This is a genomic window from Mycobacterium sp. NGS49 (assembly GCF_059812565.1).
On record NZ_JCALCX010000003.1, the window covers coordinates 251,115 to 275,762 of the forward strand.

At 67.2% G+C, this 24,648-nt stretch carries 21 protein-coding genes, 1 pseudogene and 1 riboswitch; of the genes and pseudogenes, 6 read left to right on the forward strand and 16 right to left on the reverse strand.

Annotated elements, in window-relative coordinates; genetic code table 11:
• Positions 1–8: 8 nt before the first annotated feature.
• The 11 genes and pseudogenes from AC5Y7D_RS04645 to AC5Y7D_RS04695 all read right to left on the reverse strand — a co-directional run bounded on the left by AC5Y7D_RS04645 (position 9) and on the right by AC5Y7D_RS04695 (position 11,141).
• Positions 9–632 (reverse strand): NUDIX domain-containing protein, encoded by a 624-nt coding sequence (locus AC5Y7D_RS04645; protein ID WP_499922116.1) that lies wholly within the window; start codon positions 630–632, stop codon positions 9–11.
• Positions 625–2,400: a CTP synthase gene (gene pyrG / locus AC5Y7D_RS04650; RefSeq protein ID WP_499922118.1), complete on the reverse strand. Its 1,776-nt coding sequence runs from the start codon at positions 2,398–2,400 to the stop codon at positions 625–627. The genes AC5Y7D_RS04645 and pyrG overlap by 8 nt, the downstream gene beginning before the upstream one ends.
• 117 nt (positions 2,401–2,517) lie before the next feature.
• Positions 2,518–3,462 carry a copper transporter gene (locus AC5Y7D_RS04655; RefSeq protein WP_499922120.1) on the reverse strand — a complete coding sequence of 315 codons (945 nt, stop codon included), beginning with the start codon at positions 3,460–3,462 and terminating at the stop codon, positions 2,518–2,520.
• Between the two features lie 11 nt (positions 3,463–3,473).
• Entirely contained in the window at positions 3,474–4,655 is a 1,182-nt protein-coding gene (steA, locus tag AC5Y7D_RS04660; protein ID WP_499922122.1) for a putative cytokinetic ring protein SteA, read from the reverse strand.
• 250 nt (positions 4,656–4,905) lie between these two features.
• Entirely contained in the window at positions 4,906–6,648 is a 1,743-nt protein-coding gene (gene recN / locus AC5Y7D_RS04665) for a DNA repair protein RecN (RefSeq protein WP_499922124.1), read from the reverse strand.
• A gap of 3 nt (positions 6,649–6,651) precedes the next feature.
• On the reverse strand, positions 6,652–7,578 hold the full coding sequence (locus AC5Y7D_RS04670) for an NAD kinase (RefSeq protein ID WP_499922126.1): 927 nt from the start codon (positions 7,576–7,578) through the stop codon (positions 6,652–6,654).
• Between the two features lie 245 nt (positions 7,579–7,823).
• Positions 7,824–8,627: pseudogene (locus AC5Y7D_RS04675) on the reverse strand (TlyA family RNA methyltransferase); the annotation flags it as partial.
• Positions 8,628–8,635: 8 nt separating this feature from the next.
• Positions 8,636–8,812 carry a hypothetical protein gene (locus tag AC5Y7D_RS04680; RefSeq protein WP_499922128.1) on the reverse strand — a complete coding sequence of 59 codons (177 nt, stop codon included), beginning with the start codon at positions 8,810–8,812 and terminating at the stop codon, positions 8,636–8,638.
• Positions 8,813–8,835: 23 nt separating this feature from the next.
• Positions 8,836–9,870 carry an HAD-IIA family hydrolase gene (locus AC5Y7D_RS04685; protein WP_499922131.1) on the reverse strand — a complete coding sequence of 345 codons (1,035 nt, stop codon included), beginning with the start codon at positions 9,868–9,870 and terminating at the stop codon, positions 8,836–8,838.
• The gene (locus AC5Y7D_RS04690) at positions 9,839–10,621 is read right to left on the reverse strand and encodes a tetratricopeptide repeat protein (RefSeq protein ID WP_499922134.1); all 783 of its coding nucleotides are present in this window, start codon (positions 10,619–10,621) and stop codon (positions 9,839–9,841) included. The genes AC5Y7D_RS04685 and AC5Y7D_RS04690 overlap by 32 nt, the downstream gene beginning before the upstream one ends.
• Positions 10,622–10,790: 169 nt before the next feature.
• Positions 10,791–11,141, reverse strand: a complete 351-nt coding sequence (locus AC5Y7D_RS04695) for a DUF732 domain-containing protein (protein ID WP_499922136.1) — start codon at positions 11,139–11,141, stop codon at positions 10,791–10,793.
• A gap of 466 nt (positions 11,142–11,607) precedes the next feature.
• On the opposite strand from AC5Y7D_RS04695, the gene AC5Y7D_RS04700 reads away from it, so the two are divergent.
• Complete coding sequence (locus AC5Y7D_RS04700) at positions 11,608–12,858, forward strand: YcaO-like family protein (protein WP_499922138.1); 1,251 nt, start codon at positions 11,608–11,610, stop codon at positions 12,856–12,858.
• On the forward strand, positions 12,855–14,294 hold the full coding sequence (locus tag AC5Y7D_RS04705; RefSeq protein ID WP_499922139.1) for a TfuA-like protein: 1,440 nt from the start codon (positions 12,855–12,857) through the stop codon (positions 14,292–14,294). Before AC5Y7D_RS04700 ends, AC5Y7D_RS04705 begins: the two co-directional genes overlap by 4 nt.
• Before the next feature lie 6 nt (positions 14,295–14,300).
• Here AC5Y7D_RS04705 and tyrS read toward each other — a convergent pair whose 3' ends face one another.
• On the reverse strand, positions 14,301–15,581 hold the full coding sequence (tyrS, locus tag AC5Y7D_RS04710) for a tyrosine--tRNA ligase (protein ID WP_499922140.1): 1,281 nt from the start codon (positions 15,579–15,581) through the stop codon (positions 14,301–14,303).
• Positions 15,582–15,694: 113 nt separating this feature from the next.
• On the opposite strand from tyrS, the gene AC5Y7D_RS04715 reads away from it, so the two are divergent.
• A complete protein-coding gene (locus AC5Y7D_RS04715; RefSeq protein ID WP_499922141.1) occupies positions 15,695–16,573 on the forward strand; it encodes a bile acid:sodium symporter family protein in 879 nt (292 codons plus the stop codon).
• Here AC5Y7D_RS04715 and AC5Y7D_RS04720 read toward each other — a convergent pair.
• Positions 16,570–17,181, reverse strand: coding sequence for a DNA-3-methyladenine glycosylase (locus AC5Y7D_RS04720; RefSeq protein WP_499922142.1), 612 nt, complete (start codon positions 17,179–17,181; stop codon positions 16,570–16,572). The two genes, AC5Y7D_RS04715 and AC5Y7D_RS04720, sit on opposite strands and share 4 nt — an antisense overlap.
• Positions 17,182–17,237: 56 nt before the next feature.
• Between AC5Y7D_RS04720 and AC5Y7D_RS04725 the strand changes: the two genes are divergently transcribed.
• The 3 genes from AC5Y7D_RS04725 to AC5Y7D_RS04735 are packed head-to-tail and all read left to right on the forward strand — an operon-like array spanning position 17,238 to position 19,353.
• Positions 17,238–17,990: an ABC transporter ATP-binding protein gene (locus AC5Y7D_RS04725; RefSeq protein ID WP_499922143.1), complete on the forward strand. Its 753-nt coding sequence runs from the start codon at positions 17,238–17,240 to the stop codon at positions 17,988–17,990.
• Positions 17,924–18,742, forward strand: coding sequence for an ABC transporter permease (locus AC5Y7D_RS04730; protein ID WP_499922144.1), 819 nt, complete (start codon positions 17,924–17,926; stop codon positions 18,740–18,742). Before AC5Y7D_RS04725 ends, AC5Y7D_RS04730 begins: the two co-directional genes overlap by 67 nt.
• A gap of 2 nt (positions 18,743–18,744) precedes the next feature.
• Positions 18,745–19,353 (forward strand): TetR/AcrR family transcriptional regulator, encoded by a 609-nt coding sequence (locus AC5Y7D_RS04735; protein ID WP_499922145.1) that lies wholly within the window; start codon positions 18,745–18,747, stop codon positions 19,351–19,353.
• Here the strand turns inward: AC5Y7D_RS04735 and AC5Y7D_RS04740 are convergent.
• From AC5Y7D_RS04740 to AC5Y7D_RS04750, 3 genes are all read right to left on the reverse strand, one after another.
• On the reverse strand, positions 19,343–19,537 hold the full coding sequence (locus AC5Y7D_RS04740; RefSeq protein ID WP_499922146.1) for a Trm112 family protein: 195 nt from the start codon (positions 19,535–19,537) through the stop codon (positions 19,343–19,345). The genes AC5Y7D_RS04735 and AC5Y7D_RS04740 overlap by 11 nt on opposite strands.
• The gene (locus AC5Y7D_RS04745) at positions 19,530–22,517 is read right to left on the reverse strand and encodes an acyl-CoA synthetase (protein WP_499922184.1); all 2,988 of its coding nucleotides are present in this window, start codon (positions 22,515–22,517) and stop codon (positions 19,530–19,532) included. Before AC5Y7D_RS04745 ends, AC5Y7D_RS04740 begins: the two co-directional genes overlap by 8 nt.
• A gap of 137 nt (positions 22,518–22,654) precedes the next feature.
• Positions 22,655–24,349: a PPE family protein gene (locus AC5Y7D_RS04750; protein ID WP_499922147.1), complete on the reverse strand. Its 1,695-nt coding sequence runs from the start codon at positions 24,347–24,349 to the stop codon at positions 22,655–22,657.
• A 110-nt stretch (positions 24,350–24,459) separates the two neighbouring features.
• Positions 24,460–24,638: riboswitch (cobalamin riboswitch) on the reverse strand.
• Between the last annotated feature and the right edge of the window lie 10 nt (positions 24,639–24,648).

Here is a 24,648-nt window from a genome sequence, read left to right on the forward strand (position 1 = left end):
CGCCGCAGTCACTGCGCGGCCTTGCGTTCAGCGAAGGCCGTGGGCCTGTCGAGCCACGGACTGTCCACCGGGCGCGCCCGGGCCAAACCATTCCGCACCGCGTAGGCGGCCAGAATTCCAGCCACCGCAATGGAATTGACGAAGTCACCGGAAAGCACCCGCTGCACCGCGTCGTCGAGAGGATACCAGCGCATGATCATGTCGGCTTCCTCGTCATGCGCTTCGGGCCGGCCGATGTCGCGGAGACCCGTCGCCAGGTAGACGCGCACCGACTCGTCGCTGTAGCCGGGCGCGGTCTGCAGGTCCACCAACATCTGCCAGGTGCTCGCGTGCAGCCCGACCTCTTCCTCGAGTTCGCGCGCGGCGGTCAGGTGCGCGGGCTCTCCCGGTTCGTCGAGCAGGCCGGCGGGCAGTTCCCACAGTCGCCGGCCGGCGGTATGCCGGTACTGGTACACCATGGCGACGTTGTCGTCGTCGTCCAAAGCCACAACTGCGACGGCGCCGTAGTGTTCCAGGACTTCACGTCGGGCGATGTTGCCGCCCGGCATCCGTACCTGATCCCGACGTAGGGCGAAAATAGCCCCCCCATAGAGGATTTCAGACGAAATCGTCTCGAAGTCGTGCTCAGCCACGGGTGACGGGTTCGGCTAGCGGCTGCCCTACCACCGAACCGGCATTCTCTCGGTGCTCGCTGCCGTTGGAGGCGTGGTGCTCCGGGATCTCGGGGATCTCGACGGGAAGCAGTTCACCCGCCTTGTAATCGATTGCCGCTTTGACGAATGCCACGAACAGCGGGTGCGGCCGCGTGGGCCGGCTCTTCAGTTCGGGGTGGGCCTGGGTTCCGACGATGAACGGGTGCTGATCGGAGGGATACTCTACGAACTCCACCAGATGCCCGTCGGGTGAGGTCCCGCTGAATCGCAGTCCGCTCTCGGCGATCCGCTCCCGGTAGGCGTTGTTGACCTCGTAACGGTGCCGATGGCGTTCGGAGACCTGGGTGACCTGATAGGCCTGGGCCACAATGGAATCGGGCTCCAACACGGCGGGGTAGGCACCAAGCCGCATGGTGCCCCCGAGGTCCGCCTCGCCGGCGACGGCCTGTTCCTGGTCGGCCATCGTCGAGATCACCGGATCCGGTGTCTGCGGCTCGAATTCGGCTGAGTTCGCCTCGGTGAGACCGACCGAGCGGGCCGCTTCGATCACGATGCACTGCAAACCCAAACACAGCCCCAGCAAAGGTAATCCGCGCGAGCGCGCGTACTTTATGGCGCCGATCTTGCCCTCGATGCCACGGATGCCGAACCCGCCGGGTATCAGCACCCCGTGCACGTCACCGAGCGTGGCCGCGGCACCGCTGGGACTTTCGCAGTCGTCGGAGGCCACCCACACGATTTCGACCTTGGCGCGGTGCTTGAAACCCGCGGCACGCAACGCCTCACTGACCGACAGATAGGCATCGGAAAGCTCCACGTACTTGCCTACCAATGCGATTCGAACCGTTTCATGGGGTTCGTGTACGCGGCGCAGCAGGTCATCCCACTCAGTCCAGTCGACGTCGCGGAACGGCAGGTTGAGCCGGCGAACCACGAAGGCGTCGAGCTCCTCGCGGTGCAACACCTTGGGGATGTCGTAGATCGAGGGAGCATCCGGGGTGGAGATGACGCCATCGATGTCGACGTCACACATCAGCGCGATCTTGTTCTTCAGCGCTTCGGGGACCTCACGGTCGCAGCGCAGGATCAGCGCGTCCGGGCTGATACCGATGCTGCGCAGCGCGGCCACCGAGTGCTGGGTGGGCTTGGTCTTCAGTTCGCCGGACGGAGCCAGGTACGGCACCAGCGACACGTGCAGGAAGAACACGTCCTCGCGACCCAGGTAGTGGCGGACCTGGCGGGCCGCCTCCAGAAACGGCTGCGATTCGATGTCGCCGACGGTGCCGCCGATCTCGGTGATGACGACATCGGGACGGTGGCCGCTGGCGTCCGGTTCGGCCATCGCCAGAATGCGACGCTTGATCTCGTCGGTGATGTGGGGAATCACCTGGACCGTGTCGCCCAGATACTCGCCGCGGCGCTCCTTGGCAATCACCGTCGAATACACCTGCCCGGTAGTCACATTCGCGGACCCGGAAAGGTCGCGGTCGAGGAATCGCTCGTAGTGGCCGACGTCGAGATCCGTTTCGGCACCGTCCTCGGTCACGAAGACCTCACCGTGCTGGAACGGGTTCATCGTGCCGGGGTCGACGTTGAGGTATGGGTCCAGCTTCTGCATCGTGACGTGCAGACCGCGTGCGGTCAGCAATTGTCCGAGGCTGCTCGCCGTCAGGCCCTTGCCCAGGGAGGAAGCTACCCCACCGCTGACGAAGAGGTGCTTGGTGGCGATTTGCGAATGCTTACGCAACGGGGCGACCTCCGTGAAGACGGGCAGGGCATGATGCAGGAAAATCAACGAGCTGGGCCTGCCGACCCACGGAAACCCACCCTAACATCCACGGCTGCCGGCCGCGTCGAACACGCCCTACTGGGGAACGGTGACTGACGTCGCCCCATGTCCGGTGCCGTAGTGACCGGGGTGGCCACCGGCGGCCAGATCGTGCAGGGCCAGGATCGCCGTGATGCGTCCCGGCTCGGCGTCGACGTCGTCGACAGTGCTGATCGCGGCCGCCATGCCGGCATCGGCGCGGGCGACCGCCACCGCGGCACTGCCGCCGGCCGAACCGTCGCGGCCGGCCAGCACCGCGCCGGAGCCGTGCGGTGCCAACGCAGCCGCGAACCGGGCCACGGTCACCCCCTGATTGCCTGCGTCCGCGGGTACGGCGCCGCCGGTGACCACGATGGCGGCGTTGGCGGCCGCCATGTGACTGTTGGGCTGGTAGGTGATGAAGCCGGTCTCGCGCAGGGCGCCGAGCACGGTGTCGCGGGCGGTGTCGTCCACGGCCGGCGCCTGCGGGTTGGTGTTGACCAGTAGCGCGATGCCGAGCAGGTCACCCGCCTGCGAACCCTGGTCGACCAGCTTGGTGCTCAACTGGGTACCGGCCGGCAGGATCGACGAGTTGACCACCGAGCGCAGTTTCTCCCCGGAGTTGGCCTCGACGAATTCGTGCGTCAGGGACACGGTGCCCGTGACCGAGCCGCCGGCCTGCCCCACGATCTTCGACACCGCGGCCACGTCGTCGTCTTTGGCGTCCGGCGTCCTGAATACGACGACCGTCTTGCCCGCCAATACGTCGCGCACGATGCGGCCGAGCACTTGTGCGTCGAATGTATTTGCCGCGCCGAGCTTTTCATTGAGACGATTGCGCTGGTCGTTGAGCCCGTTGACTTGGCTCGCCAGGTCGCGCTTCTCATTACGCAGAGTGGACAGCACGGTGTCGGAGAAGAAGCCGGAGCCCAGCACCACTCCGATGGCCAGCGCCAGGAAGACGGCGGCCAGCGAAATGGCGTGTTGGCGTAACGAGATCATCAGGGCACTTCCTAGGAGATCAGGTGCTGGATCCAGAGCGTGAAGCGGTTCCAGTAGTCGAGGATCCAGTGCAACACCACGCCGTCGGTGCGGGAGACCCACAGCACCACGATGATCGCGATGAGCATGGTCAGCGCCAGTAGCGCAATCGCGCCACCGGAGATGTGGTTGCGGTACAGCGTCGCGACCGCCTTGGCATCCACCAGCTTCTCCCCTACCCGGAGCCGGGTGAGGAAGGTCGACGGGTTGCTCTGCGAGCGCGTCCGGTCGAAGAACGTCTCGATGTTGGCGGTGTGGCCGGCGGTGACCAGCAGCGCGGCGCCGTGATGGTCGGCCAGCAGCAGAGCCAGGTCGGTGGCAGAGCCGGCGGCGGGGAATGTCATGGCCCCCACACCGAGGTCCTGGATCCTCTCCAGACCGGCAGCGTGACCGTCGGCATCCGCCGGCAGTACAACCTGCGCGCCGCATTTGAGGACTTCGGTGCTGATCTTGTCGGGATCACCGACGATGAGCTGGGGCCGGTAGCCCGCCTTGCGCAGAACGTCAGCCCCGTGACCGACACCGACCAGGACGGGTTGGTACTCCTTGATGAACGGCTTGAGGGACTTCAAGTCCTCCTCCGCGCTGGGCTCCTCGGACACGATCACCACATGGCGGCGGCGCATGTCGACGTCGATGTCGGGAATGCCGATGCCGTCGATGAGTAGCGGGCTTTCGCTGCGGATGAACTCGATCGTGTTGCCCGCGAACGCTTCCAGATGCGCAGCCAGACCGCTCTTGGCCTCCCGCATCAGGTCGGCGATGTCATGGTCGGTGCGCTCGGTGCCACGAATCAGCCGGCGGTCGCCGGAGTAGACGCCGCCTTCGTAGAGGCGGATCTTCGAGCCGTCTTTGACCTTCTTGAAAATCTCCGGACCGGTCTCGTCGATCAGCGTGACGCCGTTGTTGACCAGTACCTCGGGACCGAGGTTGGGGTATCGGCCCGAAACGGACGGGGAGGCGTTGACGACCGCGGCGATGTCAGCCTCCACCAGCGCGTCGGCGGTGATGCGGTCGAGGTCGAGAATGTCGAGGACCACGATGTCGCCAGGGCAAACCCTGCGTAGCAGCCGGTCGATGTTGCGATCGACGCGGGCGGTGCCAACGAGGCCGGGCCGGACGGTGTTGCGAGATAGAAGCGCTGACATCTTCATGGGAGCCGATTCTGTCGGCGATGGGCCGCCGCGGTGTGGAGGCGCGCCGTAACATCTGCCCCATAAGTTATAAAGCGTCACATCTGTCACATTTCCATCGCGGGCCCGTCTCGCCGCTGCCCGACACATGCCGCGACACTGCAATCAGGAACAAGACACGCCGGAGCGAAGGTGCGTGACTTCAAATTCGGCGACAGATGAGCGGTCCTCCGCCCGTCGAGCTCCCCGAGCTCGCCGAGAAGCAGCGAGACTACGCGCGGTCGCGCTGTGCGGTCTCGAGCAGTTCGCGGGCATGCGCGCGGCCGCTGTCGGACTCCCCCAGGCCGGCCAGCATCCGGGCCAGCTCGGCCACCCTGTCGTCACTGGTCAGCCGCCGTACCCCGCTGGTGCCCCGGGGCCCCTGGCTGTGCACCACCAGGTGCACGTCGGCGTAGGCGGCCACCTGCGGCAGGTGTGTGACGACGATGACCTGGTGGGTACGCGCCAGCCGGGCCAGCCGCCGGCCGATCTGCACCGCCGCCCACCCGCCGACCCCGGCATCGACCTCGTCGAACACCATGGTGGTGCCGGTGGCCGAAGCAGACAGCACCACCTCCAGCGCCAGCATCACCCGCGAGAGCTCCCCGCCGGACGCGCTCTTGGCCAGCGGCAGCACCGACATCCCACGGTGGGCGGCGAAGCCGAACTCCACCACGTCGATACCGTCGGCCCCGGCCCGCGCCGCTTCGCCATCGGCCAGGACCAGTGCGGACGGATCATGCGGATCGACCGCGTCGGTGCTCACACCGATGGTGAACTCGGCGTTGTTCATCGCCAGACCGGCCAACTCGGCGGTGACCTCTTTGGCCAGCTTCTTTGCGGCCTTCCGCCTGATCTTGCTGAGATCGACTGCCGCTTCTGCCAGTTGGCTTCCAAGTTCGTCGACCCTGCGTTCCAGGGCGGCCAGACCCTCTTCGGACACGTCGAGTTGAGCCAGCCGGTCGCGAGAGTCCAGCGCCCATTGCAGCACTCCGTCGATATCGGCGGCGTACTTGCGGGTGAGCGTACGCAGTTGGGCTTGGCGGGCCAGTTTGACGTCCAGCGCGCTGGCATCGGTGGGCAGCGCTTCCAGGTAGTCGCCCAGTTCGCCGACCGCGTCGACGACCATCGTCAAGGCGCCACTGATCTGGTCGGCCAACGCGCGCAGCCTCGCGTCGCCCGTCGATTCCAGTGCGGCCTTCGCCCGTCCCAGGGCGTCGGCGGCGCCGAAGGCCTCCTCTGACGTACTCGACAACACTTCGCGCGCCGAGGCTGCGGCCTCGCGCAAAGTATCCAGTTCGGAGAGCCGGACGATATCGGCGACCAGCGCCTCGTCTTCCCCCGGTTGCGGGTCGACGGTGTCAATCTCGTTGAGCGCAAACTTCAGCCGATCAGCTTCCTGCGCGAGTTCGCGAGTGCGGTCGCGGCGGTCGACGAGGTCGCTCCGCGCAGACAGCCAGGCTTCGCGTAGCTTCCGGTATCGCTCCAGCGCGGGGCCGGTGGCGGCAAACCTGTCGAGGGCGGCACGCTGCTCGTCAGGCCGCATGAGCCGCAGCTGGTCATTCTGGCCGTGCAGGGCCAGCAGCTCAGTAGTGAAGCCGCTCAACGATTTTGCGGGTACGCTGCGGCCACCCAGGTAGGCGCGCGACGGCCCCTCCCGGTTCACCGTCCGCATGGCGATCACGCTGCCGTCTTCATCGCGCTCCGCGCCGGAAGCGTTCAGAATCTCGTCGAGCCGGGCGGTGACCGCGTCGTCGACATCGGAAGTGGTGAAACGACCTTCGACCACAGCGCGCTCGGAACCGGACCGTACCCGGGTCGCGTCGGCACGGGCGCCACCGAGCAAATGCAGGCCCGTCACCACCATCGTCTTGCCGGTTCCGGTCTCACCGGTCAGCACGGTCAAACCGCGATCGAACTCGGCGGTCGCAGCGCTGATCGCACCCAGCGCTTCGATGCGAATCTCGGTCAGCACCGGCTACTGCCGCCCACGCCAACCCGTTACCGGCAACCGGAACTTCGTCACCAGCCGGTCGGTGAAGGGTGCGCTGTCCAACCTGGCCCATTTCACCGGTGTGTTGCACCGGGTGACTTCGAGCCGGCTGCCGGCCGGCACCACCATCTGCCGGCGGCCGTCACAGAACACCAGCGCGTCATGTCCACCTGCCTCGACCTCGATCGCGATGGAGGCATCGGGACTGGTGACCATCGGCCGCCCGAAAAGCGCGTGAGCGTTGTTGGGTACCACCAGAATCGCTTCCAGGTCCGGCCATAACACCGGTCCGCCGGCAGAGAACGCGTACGCGGTGGAGCCGGTGGGCGTCGACACCAGCACCCCGTCACAGCCGAACGTCGACACCGGCCGGCCGTCGATCTCGACGACAACGCCGAGTACGCCCAGCCGTGGACCCTTTTCCAGACTGGCTTCGTTGAGCGCCCAGCCCTGGTCGATGATGTCGCCGCCCTGGCGCACCACGACATCCAGAGTCAGCCGCTCTTCCACCCGGTAGTCTTGCGCGACAACGTGTTCGAGGACGACTTCAATCGCCTCGGCTTCAGCCTCGGCGAGGAATCCGATCCTTCCGAGGTTGACCCCCAGCACCGGAATGCCGACATTGCGGGCCAGTTCCGCGGCGCGCAGGAAAGTTCCGTCGCCACCGAGCACCAGCACCAGTTCGCAACCTTCGGCGGCCATCGGGTCGGCGTCGACCACCTCGATGTCGACCCCCAGCGCCCGCATATCGTTGGGACTCAGCCGCAACGAACCCTTGTCGACCGCCTCTGCCGACAGCGCTCGTAACCCAATCCCCTTTTCTTCCAACACTTTCTCGACCCGCCGCGCGGTCTCGGCCGCTTCGTCGCGGCCAGAATGGACCACGAGCAGAACGGTACGTTCGGTGGTCATTGCAGACCTCTTTTCGATTGCCCGACCCCACCCCGGGTGGTGTCTCCCCCTGGCGTCCCGCCCCGCATCGTCGTCGGGCCGGGTCCACATTGCCCGACTTCTCCCCGAGGCGTCCCGCCCCGCATCGTCGTCGGGCCGGGTCCACATTGCCCGACTTCTCCCCGGGGCGTCCCGCCCCGCATCGTCGTCGGGCCGGGTCCACATTGCCCGACTTCTCCCCGGGGCGTCCCGCCCCGCATCGTCGTCGGGCCGTCGCTCACGGCGCGCCGCGTTGCCGCCAGCAACTCGTCCCCCTCCAGCGCGCGATCGGTCTGGGCACGCAGCCACAGAAAGTATTCGACGTTGCCCGATGGTCCCGGCAGCGGGCTGGCCGTCACATCGACAGTGCGCCAGCCCAGCTCCGCGGCGCGCCGCGACACGGCGAGCACCGCGTCGACGCGCAGCTGCGGGTCATGCACCACCCCGCCGTGTCCGACCTGACCCTTCCCCACCTCGAACTGCGGCTTCACCATGGGAACGATATCGGCGTCGGGCGAGGCACAATCAACCAGAGCGGACAACACCGTGGCCAACGAGATGAATGACAGGTCGGCCACCACCAGGTCGACGGGCCCGCCGATCGCCTCAGGTGCCAGTTCTCGCACGTTGGTGCGTTCCACGACCACCACCCGCGGGTCGCTGCGCAGCGACCATGCCAGCTGCCCGTACCCCACGTCCACGGCAACTACTTCAGCGGCACGGCGGTCGAGCAGCACCTCGGTGAACCCGCCAGTCGAGGCCCCCGCATCCAGACAGCGCCGTCCCGCGACCGCGATCTCGAAGGCATCCAGTGCGCCGATGAGCTTGTGCGCCCCACGCGACACCCAGGAGCGCTCGCCGTCGTCGGTCACGGTGAGCGCCGAAGTCACCGCGACCGCAGTGGCCGGCTTGAGCGCCGGGAGTCCGTCGATACGCACCTTGCCGGCGCCGATCAATTCCGCGGCCTGTTGCCTGGACCGCGCAAGACCCCGCCGAACCAGTTCGGCGTCGACGCGGGCACGCCGTGGCATGCGGGCACTCAGCCCTTCTCCGCCGACTCCAGCGCCCGCAGCAGCACGTCGTGCGCCTCGGAAAGACGGCGGGCGATTTCTTCCAGCTCGTCCAGGGACGGCCCGGCGCCCGGGTTATCGGCGTCCGGTAGCTGGGCCAGCAGGGATTCAATCTCGGCACGAATCTGTTCAGGATCGATAGTCATTGCGCTCCTACGGTAGTCACCGGCTACTCGCCGCGCATCAGGGACCAGCGGTCCAGGGCAGCACGGGACCGCTCGTCACCGGCTTCGAATCGCACCGGGACCGCAGCGTCCCAGACAGCGTGGGCGACGGCGCGGACGATCGCCAGGTCGTCGTTGTGCTGGTGGTCGGTGGCCGTCACCGTCGCCACCTCGTCGTCGACGTCGACCCGCCAGCCCGGCTGCGGCGCCACCTTCAGTAGTTCGCCGTCCTGGTGCAGCGACCTCAGGTCATGGCCGATGTAGGTCGGCCGCTGGGCGGGTTCGGCGTACACGGCGTCACGCGCGGAATTCACCCCGGTGAGCACCATCAGGCTGGGCAGTTCTGCGGCGTTGGCGCCTTCGATGTCGGTGTCCAGCCGGTCACCGACCACCAGCGGCGCAGCGAATTCGCCCCGACCCACCGCATCCTTCATCAATTGCGGCCCCGGTTTGCCGGCCACCTGAGGCTGCGCACCGGTGGCCGCACGCAACGCCGCCACCAGTGATCCGTTGCCGGGCAACAGACCTCGTTCGGTAGGCAGCGTGAGGTCGACGTTGGCCGCCACCCAGAGCGCGCCGGCCCGGATGGCCAGTGCAGCCTCGGCCAGCTCCGGCCATCCAATGCTCATGGAAAGACCTTGGGCGACGGCGACGGGCTCGTCGTCAAAGCGGTGGACCGGCGCGAGTCCTGCGGCCGTGATCTCGTCGGCCAGCGCGTCGGTGCCAACGATCAGCACCTTCGAACCCGCCGGCAGTTGGGCGGCGAGCAGGTGCGCCGCGCTTTGCGCACTGGTGACGACGTCGTCGACATCGGCGGTGAATCCAAGTTCACGCAGATGTGCGGCCACCGCCTGAGCGCTGCGCGAGGCGTTGTTGGTGACGAACAGCTTGCGGCTGTCAACCGCGTCGAGCGCGGCCACGGCGCCGTCGGTGGGCCGATGTCCGCGAAAGACCGTGCCGTCCAAATCGAGCAACAAGCAATCATATTGCCGTGCAATGCTATTCGTCTCAGCCAAGTTCGTTGACCCGGTCTTCGGCATCGGTGACGCCCTCGATGTCGGCGGCCGCCGAGCGCAGGAACCACTGCAGCGCCTCGTCGCCGCGCCCGAGGGCAAGCAGTGTTTCGGCGTAGGCATAGAACAACCGCGCAGCCGTCGAACCGGTGCGTGCCGGGTCCAGCTGGGGGGTCGACAACACCGTCAGGGCCTGTTCGAGCTGTCCCAGATCCGCGCGGGCGCCGGCAGCGACGATGCGCAACTCGTCGGCGTCGTCACCGCTGAGCTCAGCCGCCTCGGGTCCGCGCGTCAGTTCGATGGCGCGCTGCGGGCGGCCGAGGCCGCGCTCGCAATCGGCGATCAGCGCCAGCAGCGGGGACTTGCTGCCCATCCGGCGCGCGGCGCGGAATTCGGCCAGCGCCTGACCCCAGTCGCCGCAATGGTAGGCGGCGATTGCGACCGCCTCGCGCACCGCGGCGATTCGGCTGGCCCGGGCCCGGGCCGCGCGCGCATGGCTGAGAGCGGCTTCGGGATCTTCGTCGAGCAGACCGCCCGCGGCCACCAGGTGACGTGCCACCGCGTCCGCCGTGGCCCGATCCAGGGTGCTCAGCTCGCGTCGCACATCGGGCGCGAGTTGCCGGGCGTCGATGTCCGCAGGAATCGGCGGCCCGGCCAAGGCGGCGTCCGCTTGCGGTCGGGCCGATCGCGCCCGACCCGGGCCGGAGCGTCGCGGCGCGCCGTTGGAGCCAGATCGCGGTCGCCACTCGCTGCTCCGACCGCGCCTGTCATCGACCACCCGCTAGAGATTACGGGCACTGCCGGTGCGCTCACAATTTGCGGTCCGGCCGCCCGTGCCGCCGTCAGCGCCGCTAGCAGCACGTTTTATGACCGCCCGGACTCGACCACGGCGCGCTGAACAGGATGAGCCATGTCATTTGCAGGTGTGTGCGAGCTTGAATGACGGACTATGCCTGCAGTCGGTGCGGCAACATCGGCGCGATCAGCGCCGGACAATACGTCGCGATGGCCACGATGGTGAACGCGGCCGCCCGCTCCCGCGACAAGCCACTGATCTCGGCCATCTCGGAGACGATCGACTCGAATGACCCTCCCGGTGCCAACGCCTTGGGGCACACCGAGCGCCCCAGGGCCACCGTCGTAGCGGGCTGACTGTAGGGAACACCGGCGTTGTTGAGCGCATTCAGGAATGCGTTACCCATCATGTCGGCGTGGATGGGCGCCGCTACCGTGGCCGACACCCCGACCACGCCCACTGCCATAGCCAGGAATTTGCGGGCGATCGCGGCTGCGGTCATCGTGACAACAGTGCTTAACAAGTGTCACATTCGCAACACGGTGAGGTAAAGATTTGCCCACTAACGCGTTTCGGTGCCCGCTCGCCGCGTCTACCCGAGCTAGCGCGTTTGCTGTCCCCCGACCGGTGGACACCGACCTCGTGCCCGCGGCGGACACCGAATTACGCCGCCCATCAGCCAGCGGTGGGATACCCCGGTGGCTCGGCACCACCAAGAATTGATCTCGCACGGTAACCGCCAACAGAAATGAGGAACATTTTATGGCTTACGAGATCCTGTTCTGCGAGACCGAGAACACCTACTCCGCTCCGGCGTTCCACGCCGGCGACGCCGAGTGATCTGACTTCCAGCGGGGTCTCACCGCTCCCCCTCCCCCTCCCCTCGCGATGAGATCCCGCTGGACTTTTCTTATCCGAACCCCGCCGAAGGCCCTCCGCTGATGTCTTTACTCAGTAGCGTGACTCGCATGTCGGAACTGCCGGGCCTCGGCACTGCGCAAATCAGTGGTCCCGATTGGTCACATTGGCCCGCACGGGTATTGGGCCACGCCGATCCGTTGCGGATCGGTCACCATGCAGGCACCCACCGCGTCATCTCGCCGGACCAGACGTGGTCGGCCATCCAGCCGCTGCTGGCGACGGCCGGCATCACCCGCGTCGCCGATCTCACCTGGCTCGACGATCTGGGCATCCCGACCGTGCAGGCCGTGCGCCCCGCGTCACTGACGCTGTCGGTAAGCCAGGGCAAGGCCACCACCTACCGGGCCGCTCAGGTCTCCGCCGCCATGGAGTCCCTGGAGAACTGGCATGTCGAGAACATCGCCCCCGATCTGTTGGCAACGCCCACAACCGAACTCACCGATACGCTGACTTACGACCCGGCCGATCTCAACCGTCCCGCCGGAAGCTTTTATCACCCCGGCGCGCGGCTCGACTGGATGGTCGCGACAACATTGCTGACCGGCCGCCAAACCTGGATCCCATGGCTGGCCACCGTCGTGAACATCTCCGTCAGCGACTCCTGGGGTCCACCGATCTTCGGCATGGACACAACGGGATTGGCTTCGGGTAACAGCTATCACGAGGCCACCCTGCACGGCCTGTACGAGATCATGGAGCGCAGCGCGATGGCCACCGCACAGCCGGGGTGCACGTTGTTCGAGGTGCCCATTGAAGACGTCCTCCGCTCGGAATGCGCAGAGCTGGTCGGGAGGATCCACCGCGCGGGAAGCGAACTGCAAGTCGCCCGCATGGACACCTGGGATGGCTTCTACTGCTTCGCCGCCGAAATCACCTCACCTGCGATCGAAATTCCGTTCAGCGGCAGCGGGCTACACCACGACCCCAATGTCGCACTGTCACGGGCGATCACCGAGGCGGCACAATCGCGCCTGACCGCAATCAGCGGGGCCCGGGAAGACCTACCCTCGGCGATCTACCACCGATTCGCCCGAATGCACACCTTCGCGCCGGCCCGCAAATCCATGCAGACCATGCCCGAAGCCGATCCCACGCCCTGGGACGTCACCAGCACCGACTCACTGGGCGAACTGCTGGCCTCGGCGGCGACCGCCGTAGCCACGGTGGCCGGCGCCGAACCGCTTGCGGTCGTATGTGACTTCGCCGACGCCTGTGTCCCGGTCGTCAAGGTCATCGCGCCCGGCATGTCCGCGACGGTGCAATCACCGTTGCGCACCCCACTGCAGGAGCACTCGTGAGCGCCGGGGGCCGGGTGGTCGTCACCGCGGGGCCCACCATCGGCGCCGCGGACATCCACGAAGTGATTCCTCATGCCGAAGTGGTGCCACCGATCTCCTTCGGCGATGCGCTGCGGTACGGGCTGCGGCCCGGCGACACCCTGCTGATCGTCGACGGGTTGTTCTTTCAAAGCGCCTCGGTGCGGCACAAGGAACTGCTGACCTTGATGAACGACGGAGTGCGGGTGGTCGGTTCATCGAGCATGGGGGCGTTGCGCGCGGCCGAATTGCACCCGTTCGGCATGGAGGGCTACGGCTGGGTCTTCGAGGGATACCGCGACGGAACCATCGAGGCCGACGACGAAGTGGGCATGGTGCACGGCGACCCAGAAGACGGCTACCCGGTGTTTGTGGACGCGCTGGTGAACATCCGCCACACGGTGGCGCAGGCGGTCGAATCCGGCGTACTACCGAAAGCAACGGCCGACCAACTCATCGACGCGGCCCGCGGCACCCCCTTCACCCAGCGCACCTGGAATCGCCTGCTGGAGTCGGTCGGCGTACCGCAAAGTACCGCGTTGGCAAGACAATTGAGAGCGATGCGGATCGACATCAAGCACACCGACGCGGTACTTGCGCTGCGGGAGGTGATCCGCGGCCCGCGGAATGTCGCGGTGCGCCCCGGACCTCCGCCGACGGTGTGGTCGGAGCGCTGGCGGCAGCGTTGGGCACCGCCGACACCCGTCGCCGTGACGCCCGACGGCGCCGAAGTCGTCGACATCCTGGACCTCGACGTGCTATCGCTGCTGAGTGTGTGCGCCACCGACCGCTGGGCCTACCGCCCGGCCCTGGAGCAGGTTGCCGCCTGGTACTGGACCCGCTCCCATCCCGGTGGCGGCAGCGTTCGCGACCGCGCCGCCCGGGCTGTCGCGGAGGTGGGCATCGACGACTACGAACGCGCGCTGGAAACCATCGCCCACCGATACGCGATAGCCTCCGGAATCATCGATGCGTCAGGCTTTCCCGAACAGGTTCGGGCGCACTGGCTTACCGACGAAGAGAGCCAGACTTTCGGCAACGACCCGATCCCGGTGTCGGCGCGACTGACCACCCGCACCCTGTTCTTCGACCGGTCGCTGCCGGCCATCCAGCATTTCCTCGAGTTGCTGCGCCAGGATCCTCGGTTGCCTGACTGGCGCGCCATCGTCGCGCAGGCGTTGGCCCGGCGTGACGAATTAGCCCGTCAGAAACCGAATCTGAACCTGCGGCGACCCGATCCCACGCAACTCAAGCGGCTGTTCAGCATGCGATGGGCCACCGAGGTGAACCACATCGAGCTCGCGCAACGCGGCCTGATGACCAACGACGCCTTCTACAACGCGGCCAGCCTGTTCGCGGTAGCGGCCGCCGACGACATGCTGCCCGCGATCGAGGTCGGCGTGCTGGGTGGCGGCTGAACCGGCCTAGACCCTTTCCACCCCGGCGACATTCCGCTTACCCCGGCGCAACACCAGCCACCGGCCATGCAGGAAATCCGTTGGCTGCGGCGACCATTCGGCGCTGCTGACGCGAAGGTTGTTGACCGACACGCCACCTTCGCCGACCGTGCGCCGCGCGGCTTTCCGGCTTTCCGAAAGGCCGGTGGCCACCAGCAGGTCCACGATCCCGTCCGGTTCTCCAGGTTTCAGCTCTGCCACCGACGTCTCGCGCAACGCTGAAGACAATGTGGCCTCGTCCAGGCGGTCCAACTCCCCCTGCCCGAACAACGCCCGGCTGGCGTGCTGCACGGCTTCGGTGGCGGCCTCGCCATGCACCAGAGTGGTGAGCTCGGCGGCGAGCCGCCGTTGTGCGGCGCGCTGGTGCGGCCGCTCCTCTGTCGCCTGCTCGAGCTCGGCGAGTTCCTCGGCCGACAGGAAGGTGAACCAGCGCAGGTAGCGGATCACGTCCGCGTCCGCGGTGTTGACGAAGTACTGGTACCAGGCGTACGGGCTGGTCATCTGCGGGTCCAGCCACAGGCTGCCGCCACCGGTGGACTTGCCGAACTTCTTGCCGTCAGCCGAAGTCACCAGCGGCACGGTGAGCGCATGCACAGCTGCACCGAGCTTCTGGCGCACCAGGCGTACCCCCGCGATGATGTTGCCCCACTGGTCGGACCCCCCGATCTGCAGTGAGCAGCCGTGCCGGCGTCGCAGTTCCACGTAATCGTTGGCCTGCAACAGCATGTAGCTGAACTCGGTGTAGGAGATGCCCTCGCCCTCCAGGCGGCGGCGTACGGTGTCGCGGTCGAGCATCACGTTGACCGAGAAGTGCTTGCCGATATCGCGCAGGAACTCGATGGCCGACAGCGCACCGGTCCATTCGAGGTTGTTCTCGACGATCGCGCCCGTCGGTGAATCGTCGAAGTCGACGAACCGCTCGAGCTGCCCCCGAATGCGCTCGGCCCATTCGGCAACCGTGTCCGCCTCCTGCAGACCGCGCTCGCCCACCTCGCGCGGATCGCCGATCATGCCGGTGGCGCCGCCCGCGAGCACAATCGGGCGATGTCCGGCACGCTGAAAGCGACGCAGCGCCAGCAGCGGGACCAGATGCCCGGCGTGCAGGCTCGCAGCAGTGGGGTCGAATCCGGCGTAGACGGTCATCGGTCCACGCTGTGCCTCGGCCGCCAACGCGTCGAGGTCGGTGGACTGCGCGATGAGTTCGCGCCAGCCCAACTCGTGGAGAATTCCAGCCGACTCGTTAGTCATGGCAGCGATCCTTCCAGGCTGGTCGTCCGCTGCTGCGCGCCGGATGCCTCATCGGTTCAGGCTGATTCCAGAGGGTTCTTCGCGCGCGGCCATGGGGTAGTTTGCGGAGGGCTATGGACAACCGCTATTTCCCGTTGGTCGTGGTGGCGGTCATGCTCGCCCTGGGCCTCACCCTCACGGTGGCCGACTTCGCCCGGGCCGCCACGCTGCGCCGGCCGCTGCTGGTGGCGCTGCTGTGCCAATCAGTCCTGCTCCCGATGCTGTGCCTGCTGATCGCCGAGGCGCTCGATCTCGGGCCGAAGCTGGCGGTCGGACTGATGCTGATGGCGGCAACCCCGGGCGGACTGATGGCCAATGTCCTGAGCCATCTGGCCGACGGGGACCTAGCCCTCAATCTCACCCTGACGGCGATCAATGCCGTGCTGTCGATCTTCGCAATACCCGCGATCCTGGCGTTGTCGATGACCTGGTTCCTGGGCGAAGGACGCTTTATCCCGCTGGAGTTGGACAAGTTCCTCGGGGTGTTCGCCGTTGTGCTGATACCCACTGCAATTGGAGTCGCCATCCGTCACCGCTATCCCGGGTTGGCCCGGCGATTGCACAAACCGGTCCGGATCGCCGCTGCGGTGCTCCTAGTTGTCGCGCTGGCGGCAGGTATCGCCGGAGGCCGTACGACGCTGGTAAGGAACTTCGGGGTACTGAGCGCGGCCGTCGTATGCTTTTGCGCCCTCAGCCTGACAGTCGGTTACCTCGCCTCGCGCCGGATGCGGCTGGAGCCACCGCAGGCCGTCGCCGTGAGCCTGGAGATCGGCCTGCACAACGCCGTGGTGGCGATCGGTATCGCGCTGAGTCCGCAGTTGCTCAACGATGCCGAAATGGCGACCCCCGCCGCGGTATACGGCGTTCTGGCGCCGTTGGTCGCGCTCATATTCCTGTTCGTCGTGCGCCGGCTGGATCCGGCATATCGAGGGCAGTCCCGGCAGCAGACCTAGTCGCTGGTGCCCGGGGCCGGTGCCCGCGGACTTCGCCGGTAAGCGGACACCTCTGGCCGGCCCGCCAGCCACAACCGCCACGGCCGGTCTGCGGCCTGGCTGACGCCTACCCGCGGGCCGGCGGTGGCCGTCAGCGGCGCGCTGAGTCGCAGCGTCACCGGAGCATCTGGATCGAAAAGATCAATCCCATTGTCCTGCATGGTGATTCCCAGTGCCGAGCAGAGATTTCCCGGACCCCGGGCCAGTGCGCTGCCACGGACGGCCGGACCGCGGCGGGCCCGGGCCACGTCGACACCGTCCTGGATCGCACACGCCCGTAACAGCACGGCGGCGGCAATGCCGTCGGGTCCACATGCGACGTTGGCGCAGACGTGAATGCCGTGGCTGCGATAGGTGTAGAGGCGGCCGGCCGGGCCGAACATCACCGCGTTGCGTTCTCTGATGCCCCGGTAGGAGTGCGCGGCGGCGTCCGGCCAGGGCCCGTCGGGGACTCCACCGTAGGCCTCGACCTCGACGATCACCGCCGTGACGCCCCTCGCACGCAGCGTCGCACCAAGCAGTCGGCGGGCGGCCGCAACAGGCTCGACGAGCAGTTCGGTAGCGCTCACCGAACCGATTGTGCCTGCCTCTTGACATGCATCGGCACAGGGCGGATATTCATCCTATGATGACTTCATCGTATGATGAATTAGATTTGCCGGCCGTCGACATCAAGCATCTGCGGGTCAACCGCGGCAAACGCACTGCCCTGCATGACTTTTCCGTGCAGATCGGGCGTGGCACCATCACCGGCCTGCTCGGCCCGTCCGGCTGTGGCAAGACCACGCTGATGCGCAGCATCGTCGGAACCCAGATCGTGTCGGCAGGTACCGTCACCGTGCTCGGCCAGCCCGCGGGATCGGCCGCGCTGCGCAGGAGGGTCGGTTACGTGCCGCAGGATCCGACCATCTACGGCGACCTGCGGGTCATCGACAACGTCCGGTATTTCGCCACGTTGTACGGCTACGACGCCCAGGCCGCCGATTCCGCCATCGATCGGGTCGGCCTGACCGATCACCGCACGGCATACTGCAGCAACCTGTCCGGCGGTCAGCGCACCCGCGTGTCCCTGGCCTGCGCTCTGGTCTGCGGGCCCGAGTTGCTCGTCCTCGACGAACCCACCGTCGGGCTGGATCCCGTTCTCCGCGTTGATCTTTGGTCTCAGTTCAGCGAGCTGGCCCGGAGCGGCACCACGCTGCTGGTGTCCAGCCACGTGATGGACGAGGCCGACCACTGCGGTGACCTGTTACTGATGCGCGAAGGCCGTCTGGTCGCTCACACCACCCCGACCCAGCTACGAGAGGACACGTCATGCACGTCACTGGAGGAAGCGTTTCTGTCCATCATCCGGCGCAGCACCGAGCGCCAGGCCGGATAGGCATCAGGGGGTACACGGCCACCACTGCGCGCATCCTGCGTCAGCTCGCCGCCGACCACCGCAGCGTGGCGATGATCCTGCTGGTGCCCAGCCTGGTGATCGCGCTGATGTACTTCATGTTCGAGAACGTTCCGCATCGGCCCGGCACGCCGACGCCGTTCAATGCCGCCTGCCTCGTCATGCTGGGCCTGTTCCCGCTGCTACTGATGTTTCTGATCACCTCGATCACCATGCAGCGCGAGCGTGCGTCGGGAACGCTGGAGCGAATCTTGACCACCCCGCTGCGCCGACTCGACCTGCTGGCCGCCTACGGCACCGCCTTCTCCATTGCCGCTGCCGCGCAAGCGATTCTGGCCTGCCTGGTGTCGTTCTGGCTGCTCGGTCTCAGCACCGCGGGCAGTCCGTTCTGGGTGTTCGTGATCGCCATCATCAACGCGGTGCTCGGCGTCGGCCTGGGCCTGCTGTGCAGCGCCTTCGCCCGCACCGAGTTTCAAGCCGTGCAGTTCATGCCGGTGGTGGTCGTTCCGCAGTTGCTGCTGGCCGGCGTGATCGTGCCGCGCGGCGCAATGCCCGACTGGCTGCACTGGATCAGCAACGCCATGCCGGCCAGCTACGCGCTGGAGGCACTGCAGCAGGTCGGTGCACATACCGGACTGACGGCGACTACGGTGCGTGACATGGTGGTCGTGTTGTTCTTCGCTCTCGCGTCCATGTGCTTAGCCGCCGCGACACTGCGACGGAGGACGCCCTAACCGTGGCGGGCCGGCGTCCGGGACGGCCTGCGGGAAACTCTGACACCCGGGAACGCATCCTGGCGAGCGCGCGAGAGTTGTTCGCGGTCAACGGTATAGACCGGACATCGATCCGGGCGGTGGCCAAGGGCGCCGGTGTGGACGCCGCCCTGGTGCACCACTATTTCGGCACCAAAGAGCAGCTTTTCGCTGCCGCGATCCACATTCCCATCGACCCCATGCAGGTGATCGGACCGCTGCTGGAAGCCCCGGTAGAAGAGCTGGGGCTGATGCTGCCCTCGCTGTTGCTCCCACTGTGGGACTCCGAGCTGGGCGCCGGGCTGATCGCCACGCTGCGCTCGCTGATCTCGGGTGACGACGTTGGCCTGGCACGCTCGTTTCTGCAGGAGATCGTGGGCGGCGCAGTGGGGTCCCGCGTCGACGATCCCCCGGGGACAGGCAAGCTGCGCACCCAGTTCGTCGCATCCCAACTGATGGGTGTGGTGATGGCGCGCTACATCATCAAGGTGGAGCCGTTCGCGTCGCTGCCCACCGAGCAGATCGTGCAGACCATCGCGCCTAACCTGCAGCGCTACCTGACCGGGAAGTTGCCCGACGGCCTTAACCCATGAGGCGGGCGTGTTCCTCGTCGTCGACGTCGCGCGCTTCGTCGATCAACAGCACGGGGATGCCGTCGTCAATGCGATACGCGCGGCGCAGCCTGGGGTTGTACAGCTCCCGGCCGTCGTTCACCAGCCGCAGCGGGCCGCGATCGGCAGGGCAGACCAGAATGTCGAGCAGCGTGTCGTCAAGCATCGCGGTTCACTTGCTTTCCGCTGAGCTCGGCGCGCGTGGCCGGCGTCAGCTTACGAAACTCGTGGGTCGCGGCGTCGAAATACCAGGCCTGACGCCCGGACTTCGGGATTCCGGCCGCCCGCAACGCACTGACGGTAGGCCGGAACGTCGCGCTCAGCGTCATCTTGGGCACCACGTGCACGATGTCGGGCCCGAGCCCGACCGGCATGCCCGCCACGGCCTCGGCGAGGTCGGCCGCGGTGATCGTCGCACCGGGCCGCAGCGTCACCGCCGACACCGCCAGTTGCCGATCACCGACCGAGACGCCGTAGGTCACCGCCAGATCGACCGCGTCGATCAGGCCGAGCGCATCGACGACCGGCTCCGCATAGACCATGCCCCGCGCCGTGCGGATCACCGCGCCGCGCCTGCCGGCCAGCCAGAAGTCCCCGTCTTCGTCGCGGCGGAACAGGAACTCGGTGGAGATCCAGGTGTCGGCGGGAGCGAATACCCCGCGCTTGACCGAAGCGGTCGGGTCGATCGGGCCGCGCGACTGGGCGAGCAGGACGCCGATCTGGTTGGTGCCGGCGACTTGTACGAAGCCGTCGTCGTTCTCGAGGATCAGGTCGTTCTCGGGGTCATAAGCACCGAGCTCGACCCGCCCGACGCCGGGCAGCGGCCGGCCCTTGCTGCCGACCTTGGCGCCCGACACATTGGCCAGTACCGCCTGCCCGTCGGTCGTGGCGAAGAATTCGACGACGTGGGCGGGCGCGAACGCGTCGCAGACACGTCCCCACAAACCCGTCGGCATACCCGAACCGATGAACAGCCGGACCGGGTGGTTTCCGTGCAGCCCGAACTCCGGGTCGTCGACCACGTCGCGCAACATCGCCCAGGTGTAGGACACCACCGTGACCCCGTATTGGCGGATTTCGGCGACGAACCGGTCCGGACGCAAGCCACGGGACAAGGCGATGCGAGTGCCCCCCACGACCGCCCCCCCCAGGCTGACCAGCAACGCGGACTCGTGGTGCAGCGGAGTCAGGCAGTACACCGTGTCCTTGCGGTCCAACGCGGCCGTCGAGGCGGTGCCGAAGGCTGACAACGCCCACCGGTAGTTGGTGATCTGCTTGGCGACCAGTTCGCCGCCGGCCGCGTTGAAGGCGATGAACGCCAGATCCCGGGCGAACCCCGGGTTGGCGCGGTACCAGGCGGGCAGCTGCACCGCATCGGGGTCGATCTGCTCCATATCGATCACTTCAGCGTCGTCGGGCAGGTGCAGATCCCGTGATTCGCCGCCGCCCAGCACCAGGATCTGGCCCGGAAGTTGGCGGGCGGCGTCCAGGTTGGCGGGGTCGGTCAGAATTTCGCTGACCGCCCCGAGCCGCACCTGCGCGGCCAGGTCGACATCGTGGCGCATCAACACGGCGACACCACCCAGCCGGGACAGGGCGGCGATCGCGACCAGCGCACTTGGCCGGATCTCCATCAGGATGCCCACCCGGTCGCCCTGGCGCACCCCGACCTCGATAAGGCCGCGCACCACGTTGTTGATGCGCCGGTTGACCGCCTCGTAGGTGTGCACCCGGCCGTCGAACAGCAGGAATTCGCCTTGGGGCGCATCGTGAGCCTGCTCTTCGATGATGCGGCCCAACGAGATTCGGGTGTGGTCGTTGAGCTGTCCGAGACGGGCCAGCCGCGGAAGGGTGCGCACCGTTTCGACGGCGAGGGTGCGCATGGAGCGGTTGGCCGCGACGACGGCGTCCGCCGCGCCACGCGCCAGCGCCAGCGCCGCCTCGGAGACCTCACCGATGCCGTGCGCGATGCGGGAGCTGAAGGCCACCCCGCTGTCGTTGTGTTCCTCCGGCTGCTCGACCATCAGGCTGATGCTGGGCGGCTTGTCACCGTTGCTGGAGATCCAACGCACCCACTCGGCGACGGTGGGCCAGCTCTGCAGGGCAGCGCGCGATCCCACCACCAGGCCGAAATGTCCTGTGCGAATCAAGCATTCGTACACTTCGGTGTTCGGTGCCGCCCGCCGGATGCCGCGCACCGAGGCCGGCTGACCGATGTCGTCGACTTCGCCGACGAAGGCCAGGATCGGACAGGTGATGTCGGTCAGTGTCACCATCTGACCGTTGATGGCGAAGCCACCGGTCATCATCCGGTTGTGGGCGATGAACTGCTTGAGCAGTTCGGAGATGGCCGGCCCGGACCAGGCGATCCAGCCCTCGCGCTCGAGGAACCTGCGCTGTTGTTCGCGAGGCAGCAACGCCTCGCGGTCGTGCAGCTGGCGCACGAAGTCGATGCGGGCCTGGGCCGTCTTGATCGGGTCCATCATCTGAAAACCGGTGCGCGCCATCCAGCTTGGGATATTAAGCCGGTTGAACACGTGGTCGGCCATGAAGTCGGCGACGCCGGCGCCCATGTTCGCCGGGATGCCCATCGGCAACGCTGCCAGGGTGTCGACCGGCGAACCGAACGCCACGATGCTGGCCAGGTTCCTCGACCGGCGGTAGGCCGCGACCTGGTAGCACCACATGCCACCTTGGGAGTACCCGACCAGGTGCACGTCCTGGCCCGCGGTGTCTTTGACCGTGTCGATGGCCTGGTCGAGCGCGACGATGTGGTCGGCCAGCGTGCGGCGCATGCCGCCCTCGATCTTGTCGGGGGAACCGAAGTCGATGACCCAGGGATCCAGACCGCTGGCGTGCAGAATGCCCACGGCCCCGTCTTCACGGGTGACGTCCCACATGTCGGCCGACATCATCATCGGGTGCACCATCAGTACCGGGGGACCCACCGGCGGCTGGCCGGGCCGGCTGTCGGGCGGAAAGTACCGTCGCAGCTTGTACATCGGCACGCTCTCGACGACCTGGGACGGCGAGGGGATGCTGCCGGTTTCCAGGCCCCCCAGCCGTAGTACTTCCAAACCGTTCTGAGCCGTGGCCACCAGCCGCTCGACCGGTCGCGTGACCATCGAAAAATTGAGATCCACCACTGCTCCCTGAGTGCTTCCTGGATGAGCCTTGACCAGCGTGGACATCATGGCACATCGGTATGGGCGTGTGTTCCAGGTCACTCCTGCGAGTACGGGCCGGCCGAAAATCCCTCTCGGCGCACCCGGTGGGGTGCGGTCTAACCCGGCCTTGCCGGCGGATCCTCGCTGCGCGGGCGATCGTCAGATTTTCGCTCTGCCTTCCAGGTGCCCGGCAACATCGGACTGCGGGGCGCGCCGGCGAAGGTGTGCCCGCTCAGCGTCGTGATGCCTGCCGCCTGGTGGGCGCCCAACGGCGCAGACCCGGCGAAACCCGCGGTTATCGCACCCGCCGCCGCCATCTCGGGCTCCGGGTCCAGGTATTCGTACCCCCGGCCCGGCTGGGTGACCTTCGCCCGGCGACGCCGCGGTGTGCCCACCGGTTCCCTGGTTGCCGGCACAGCCGTGGGCGCCTCGGTGCTGTCGGGTTCGGACGCCTTCCTCCGGGCGCCGGCACCGGTCGAATGTCTGGCGACCGAGCCCAGGTCACCCACCAGGTAGCCGAAGTTCTCCATGCCGGCGCCCAGGCCCAGACCCACGCCGGTGCCGGTGCTCGGTGGCGGGACGGTGTGGGGTGGAGCAACCCCGGGCGTCGGGCCCGGCACGGTCGCCGCCGCGGGGGTGGGCGCCGGGGACGAGGTTGAGCTAGGCAGAGACGGGGCGAGCGCGGCCAATGGCGGAGTGACCGGCGGTGCGACCGGTGGTGCGGGCGGGACGACAGCGAGCGCCGCCAGGCCCTTGATGCCGATCGGTGCGAGTACGGCGCCGGCGGCCAACGGCACCAATGGGGCGGTCAGCAACGGCACCACCACCGCGAGCAGTACGAGGGTCTGTTCCAACAGTGTCTTCAGGAGCGCGATGGTGTCGGTGATGACCGTGCCGATGATCTCCACCGTGACGAACAGGATGGTGAAGCCGATGGTCACCGGATTGCCCGAGGCGAACGCCGCGGTGAGGTCCAGTGCGACGAACGAGAACATCTGCGACAGCAGCACCACGTAGGTGCCGATGTCCATCGGGTAGCCGAGGGCGAACGCGACGTTGAAGGGGCTCAGGTAGGTCAGCGGGTTGCCGAGGATGACGAGATAGGGATCGAATCCGGAGAACAGCGCCTGGAAGAACGGCATGTTCGAGAGCGCGTCGATCAAGGGCTGAATGTAGTTGTCGTAGAAGTCGGTATAGCCGATGTCCTGCAGCCAGTTGAAGAAGTCGTTCTGCCGGTCCGGGGGTAAGTCGTCGGCGGCGGCCAGCGCGCCGGTGGTGACGATCTCCGGCGCCGCGGTGGTCTGCGGCGCGGTGTTGACCGCCACGGCCGCGACGTCCTGATAGGTGGTCATCACGGTGGCGGCCTGAATCCACATCCGCGCATAGTCGGCCTCGTTCAGCGCGATCGGAACCGTGTTGACACCAAAGAAGTTGGTCGCCAACAGCACCGCATGGGTGGCGTGGTTGGCGGCCAGCTCGGCCAGCGTGGGCATGGCGGCCAGCGCGCTGGCCCAGGCTGCGGCCGCGGCTTCCTGCCGGGTAGTCAGGGCGTAGCTGTCGGCCGCAGCCTGGTTCAGCCACGCCAGATAGGGCAGGTGGGCGGCCACATATGCCTGTGCTGTCGTGCCGTTCCAGCTCCCGGCCTGGACGGCCGCCAATACCGCCGCCAGGTCCCGGGCGGTTTCCGCGTAGACGGTGCTCAGCGACCTCCAGGTCGCCGCCCCGGCAAGTAACGGACCGGCCCCGGGGCCGCTACTGAGCAGGGCGGAATGCACCTCGGGGGGCGTGGCCAGCCACACCGGGGCGGTCATCGCGCACCGCCGTCAGGAATGAAAGCCGTTGGCGGCGTGGGGATTCCAGTGAAAATGACAAGCCGAAGACGCATCGACGACGATCGCTCTCTCGGGGTACACCGCCCCGGGTCGCAGGACGCGATGACGCGAGTATCCTGGCTCTCGGATCGCTGCTTGCCTCGCCTTCCAGCTGATCGCCGTGGCGTATGAGGGTCGCTCCCCGATTACAGTGGCGGGACCGCGCCGGCTTCGCACCGGCTTCCTGCATCGTCATTGCCTAACCGCAGCATTGTCTCATCCCGCCGGCCCCGGTGGTA

Excerpts from the sequence above, each read along its gene's own strand:
- AC5Y7D_RS04655 (WP_499922120.1), bottom strand. The coding sequence starts at position 3,462 with ATGATCTCGTTACGCCAACACGCCATTTCGCTGGCCGCCGTCTTCCTG.
- steA (WP_499922122.1), bottom strand. The coding sequence starts at position 4,655 with ATGAAGATGTCAGCGCTTCTATCTCGCAACACCGTCCGGCCCGGCCTC.
- AC5Y7D_RS04670 (WP_499922126.1), bottom strand. The coding sequence starts at position 7,578 with ATGACCACCGAACGTACCGTTCTGCTCGTGGTCCATTCTGGCCGCGAC.
- AC5Y7D_RS04680 (WP_499922128.1), bottom strand. The coding sequence starts at position 8,812 with ATGACTATCGATCCTGAACAGATTCGTGCCGAGATTGAATCCCTGCTG.
- AC5Y7D_RS04685 (WP_499922131.1), bottom strand. The coding sequence starts at position 9,870 with ATGCCGAAGACCGGGTCAACGAACTTGGCTGAGACGAATAGCATTGCA.
- AC5Y7D_RS04695 (WP_499922136.1), bottom strand. The coding sequence starts at position 11,141 with ATGACCGCAGCCGCGATCGCCCGCAAATTCCTGGCTATGGCAGTGGGC.
- AC5Y7D_RS04700 (WP_499922138.1), top strand. The coding sequence starts at position 11,608 with ATGTCGGAACTGCCGGGCCTCGGCACTGCGCAAATCAGTGGTCCCGAT.
- tyrS (WP_499922140.1), bottom strand. The coding sequence starts at position 15,581 with ATGACTAACGAGTCGGCTGGAATTCTCCACGAGTTGGGCTGGCGCGAA.
- AC5Y7D_RS04715 (WP_499922141.1), top strand. The coding sequence starts at position 15,695 with ATGGACAACCGCTATTTCCCGTTGGTCGTGGTGGCGGTCATGCTCGCC.
- AC5Y7D_RS04725 (WP_499922143.1), top strand. The coding sequence starts at position 17,238 with ATGATGACTTCATCGTATGATGAATTAGATTTGCCGGCCGTCGACATC.
- AC5Y7D_RS04730 (WP_499922144.1), top strand. The coding sequence starts at position 17,924 with ATGCACGTCACTGGAGGAAGCGTTTCTGTCCATCATCCGGCGCAGCAC.
- AC5Y7D_RS04740 (WP_499922146.1), bottom strand. The coding sequence starts at position 19,537 with ATGCTTGACGACACGCTGCTCGACATTCTGGTCTGCCCTGCCGATCGC.
- AC5Y7D_RS04750 (WP_499922147.1), bottom strand. The coding sequence starts at position 24,349 with ATGACCGCCCCGGTGTGGCTGGCCACGCCCCCCGAGGTGCATTCCGCC.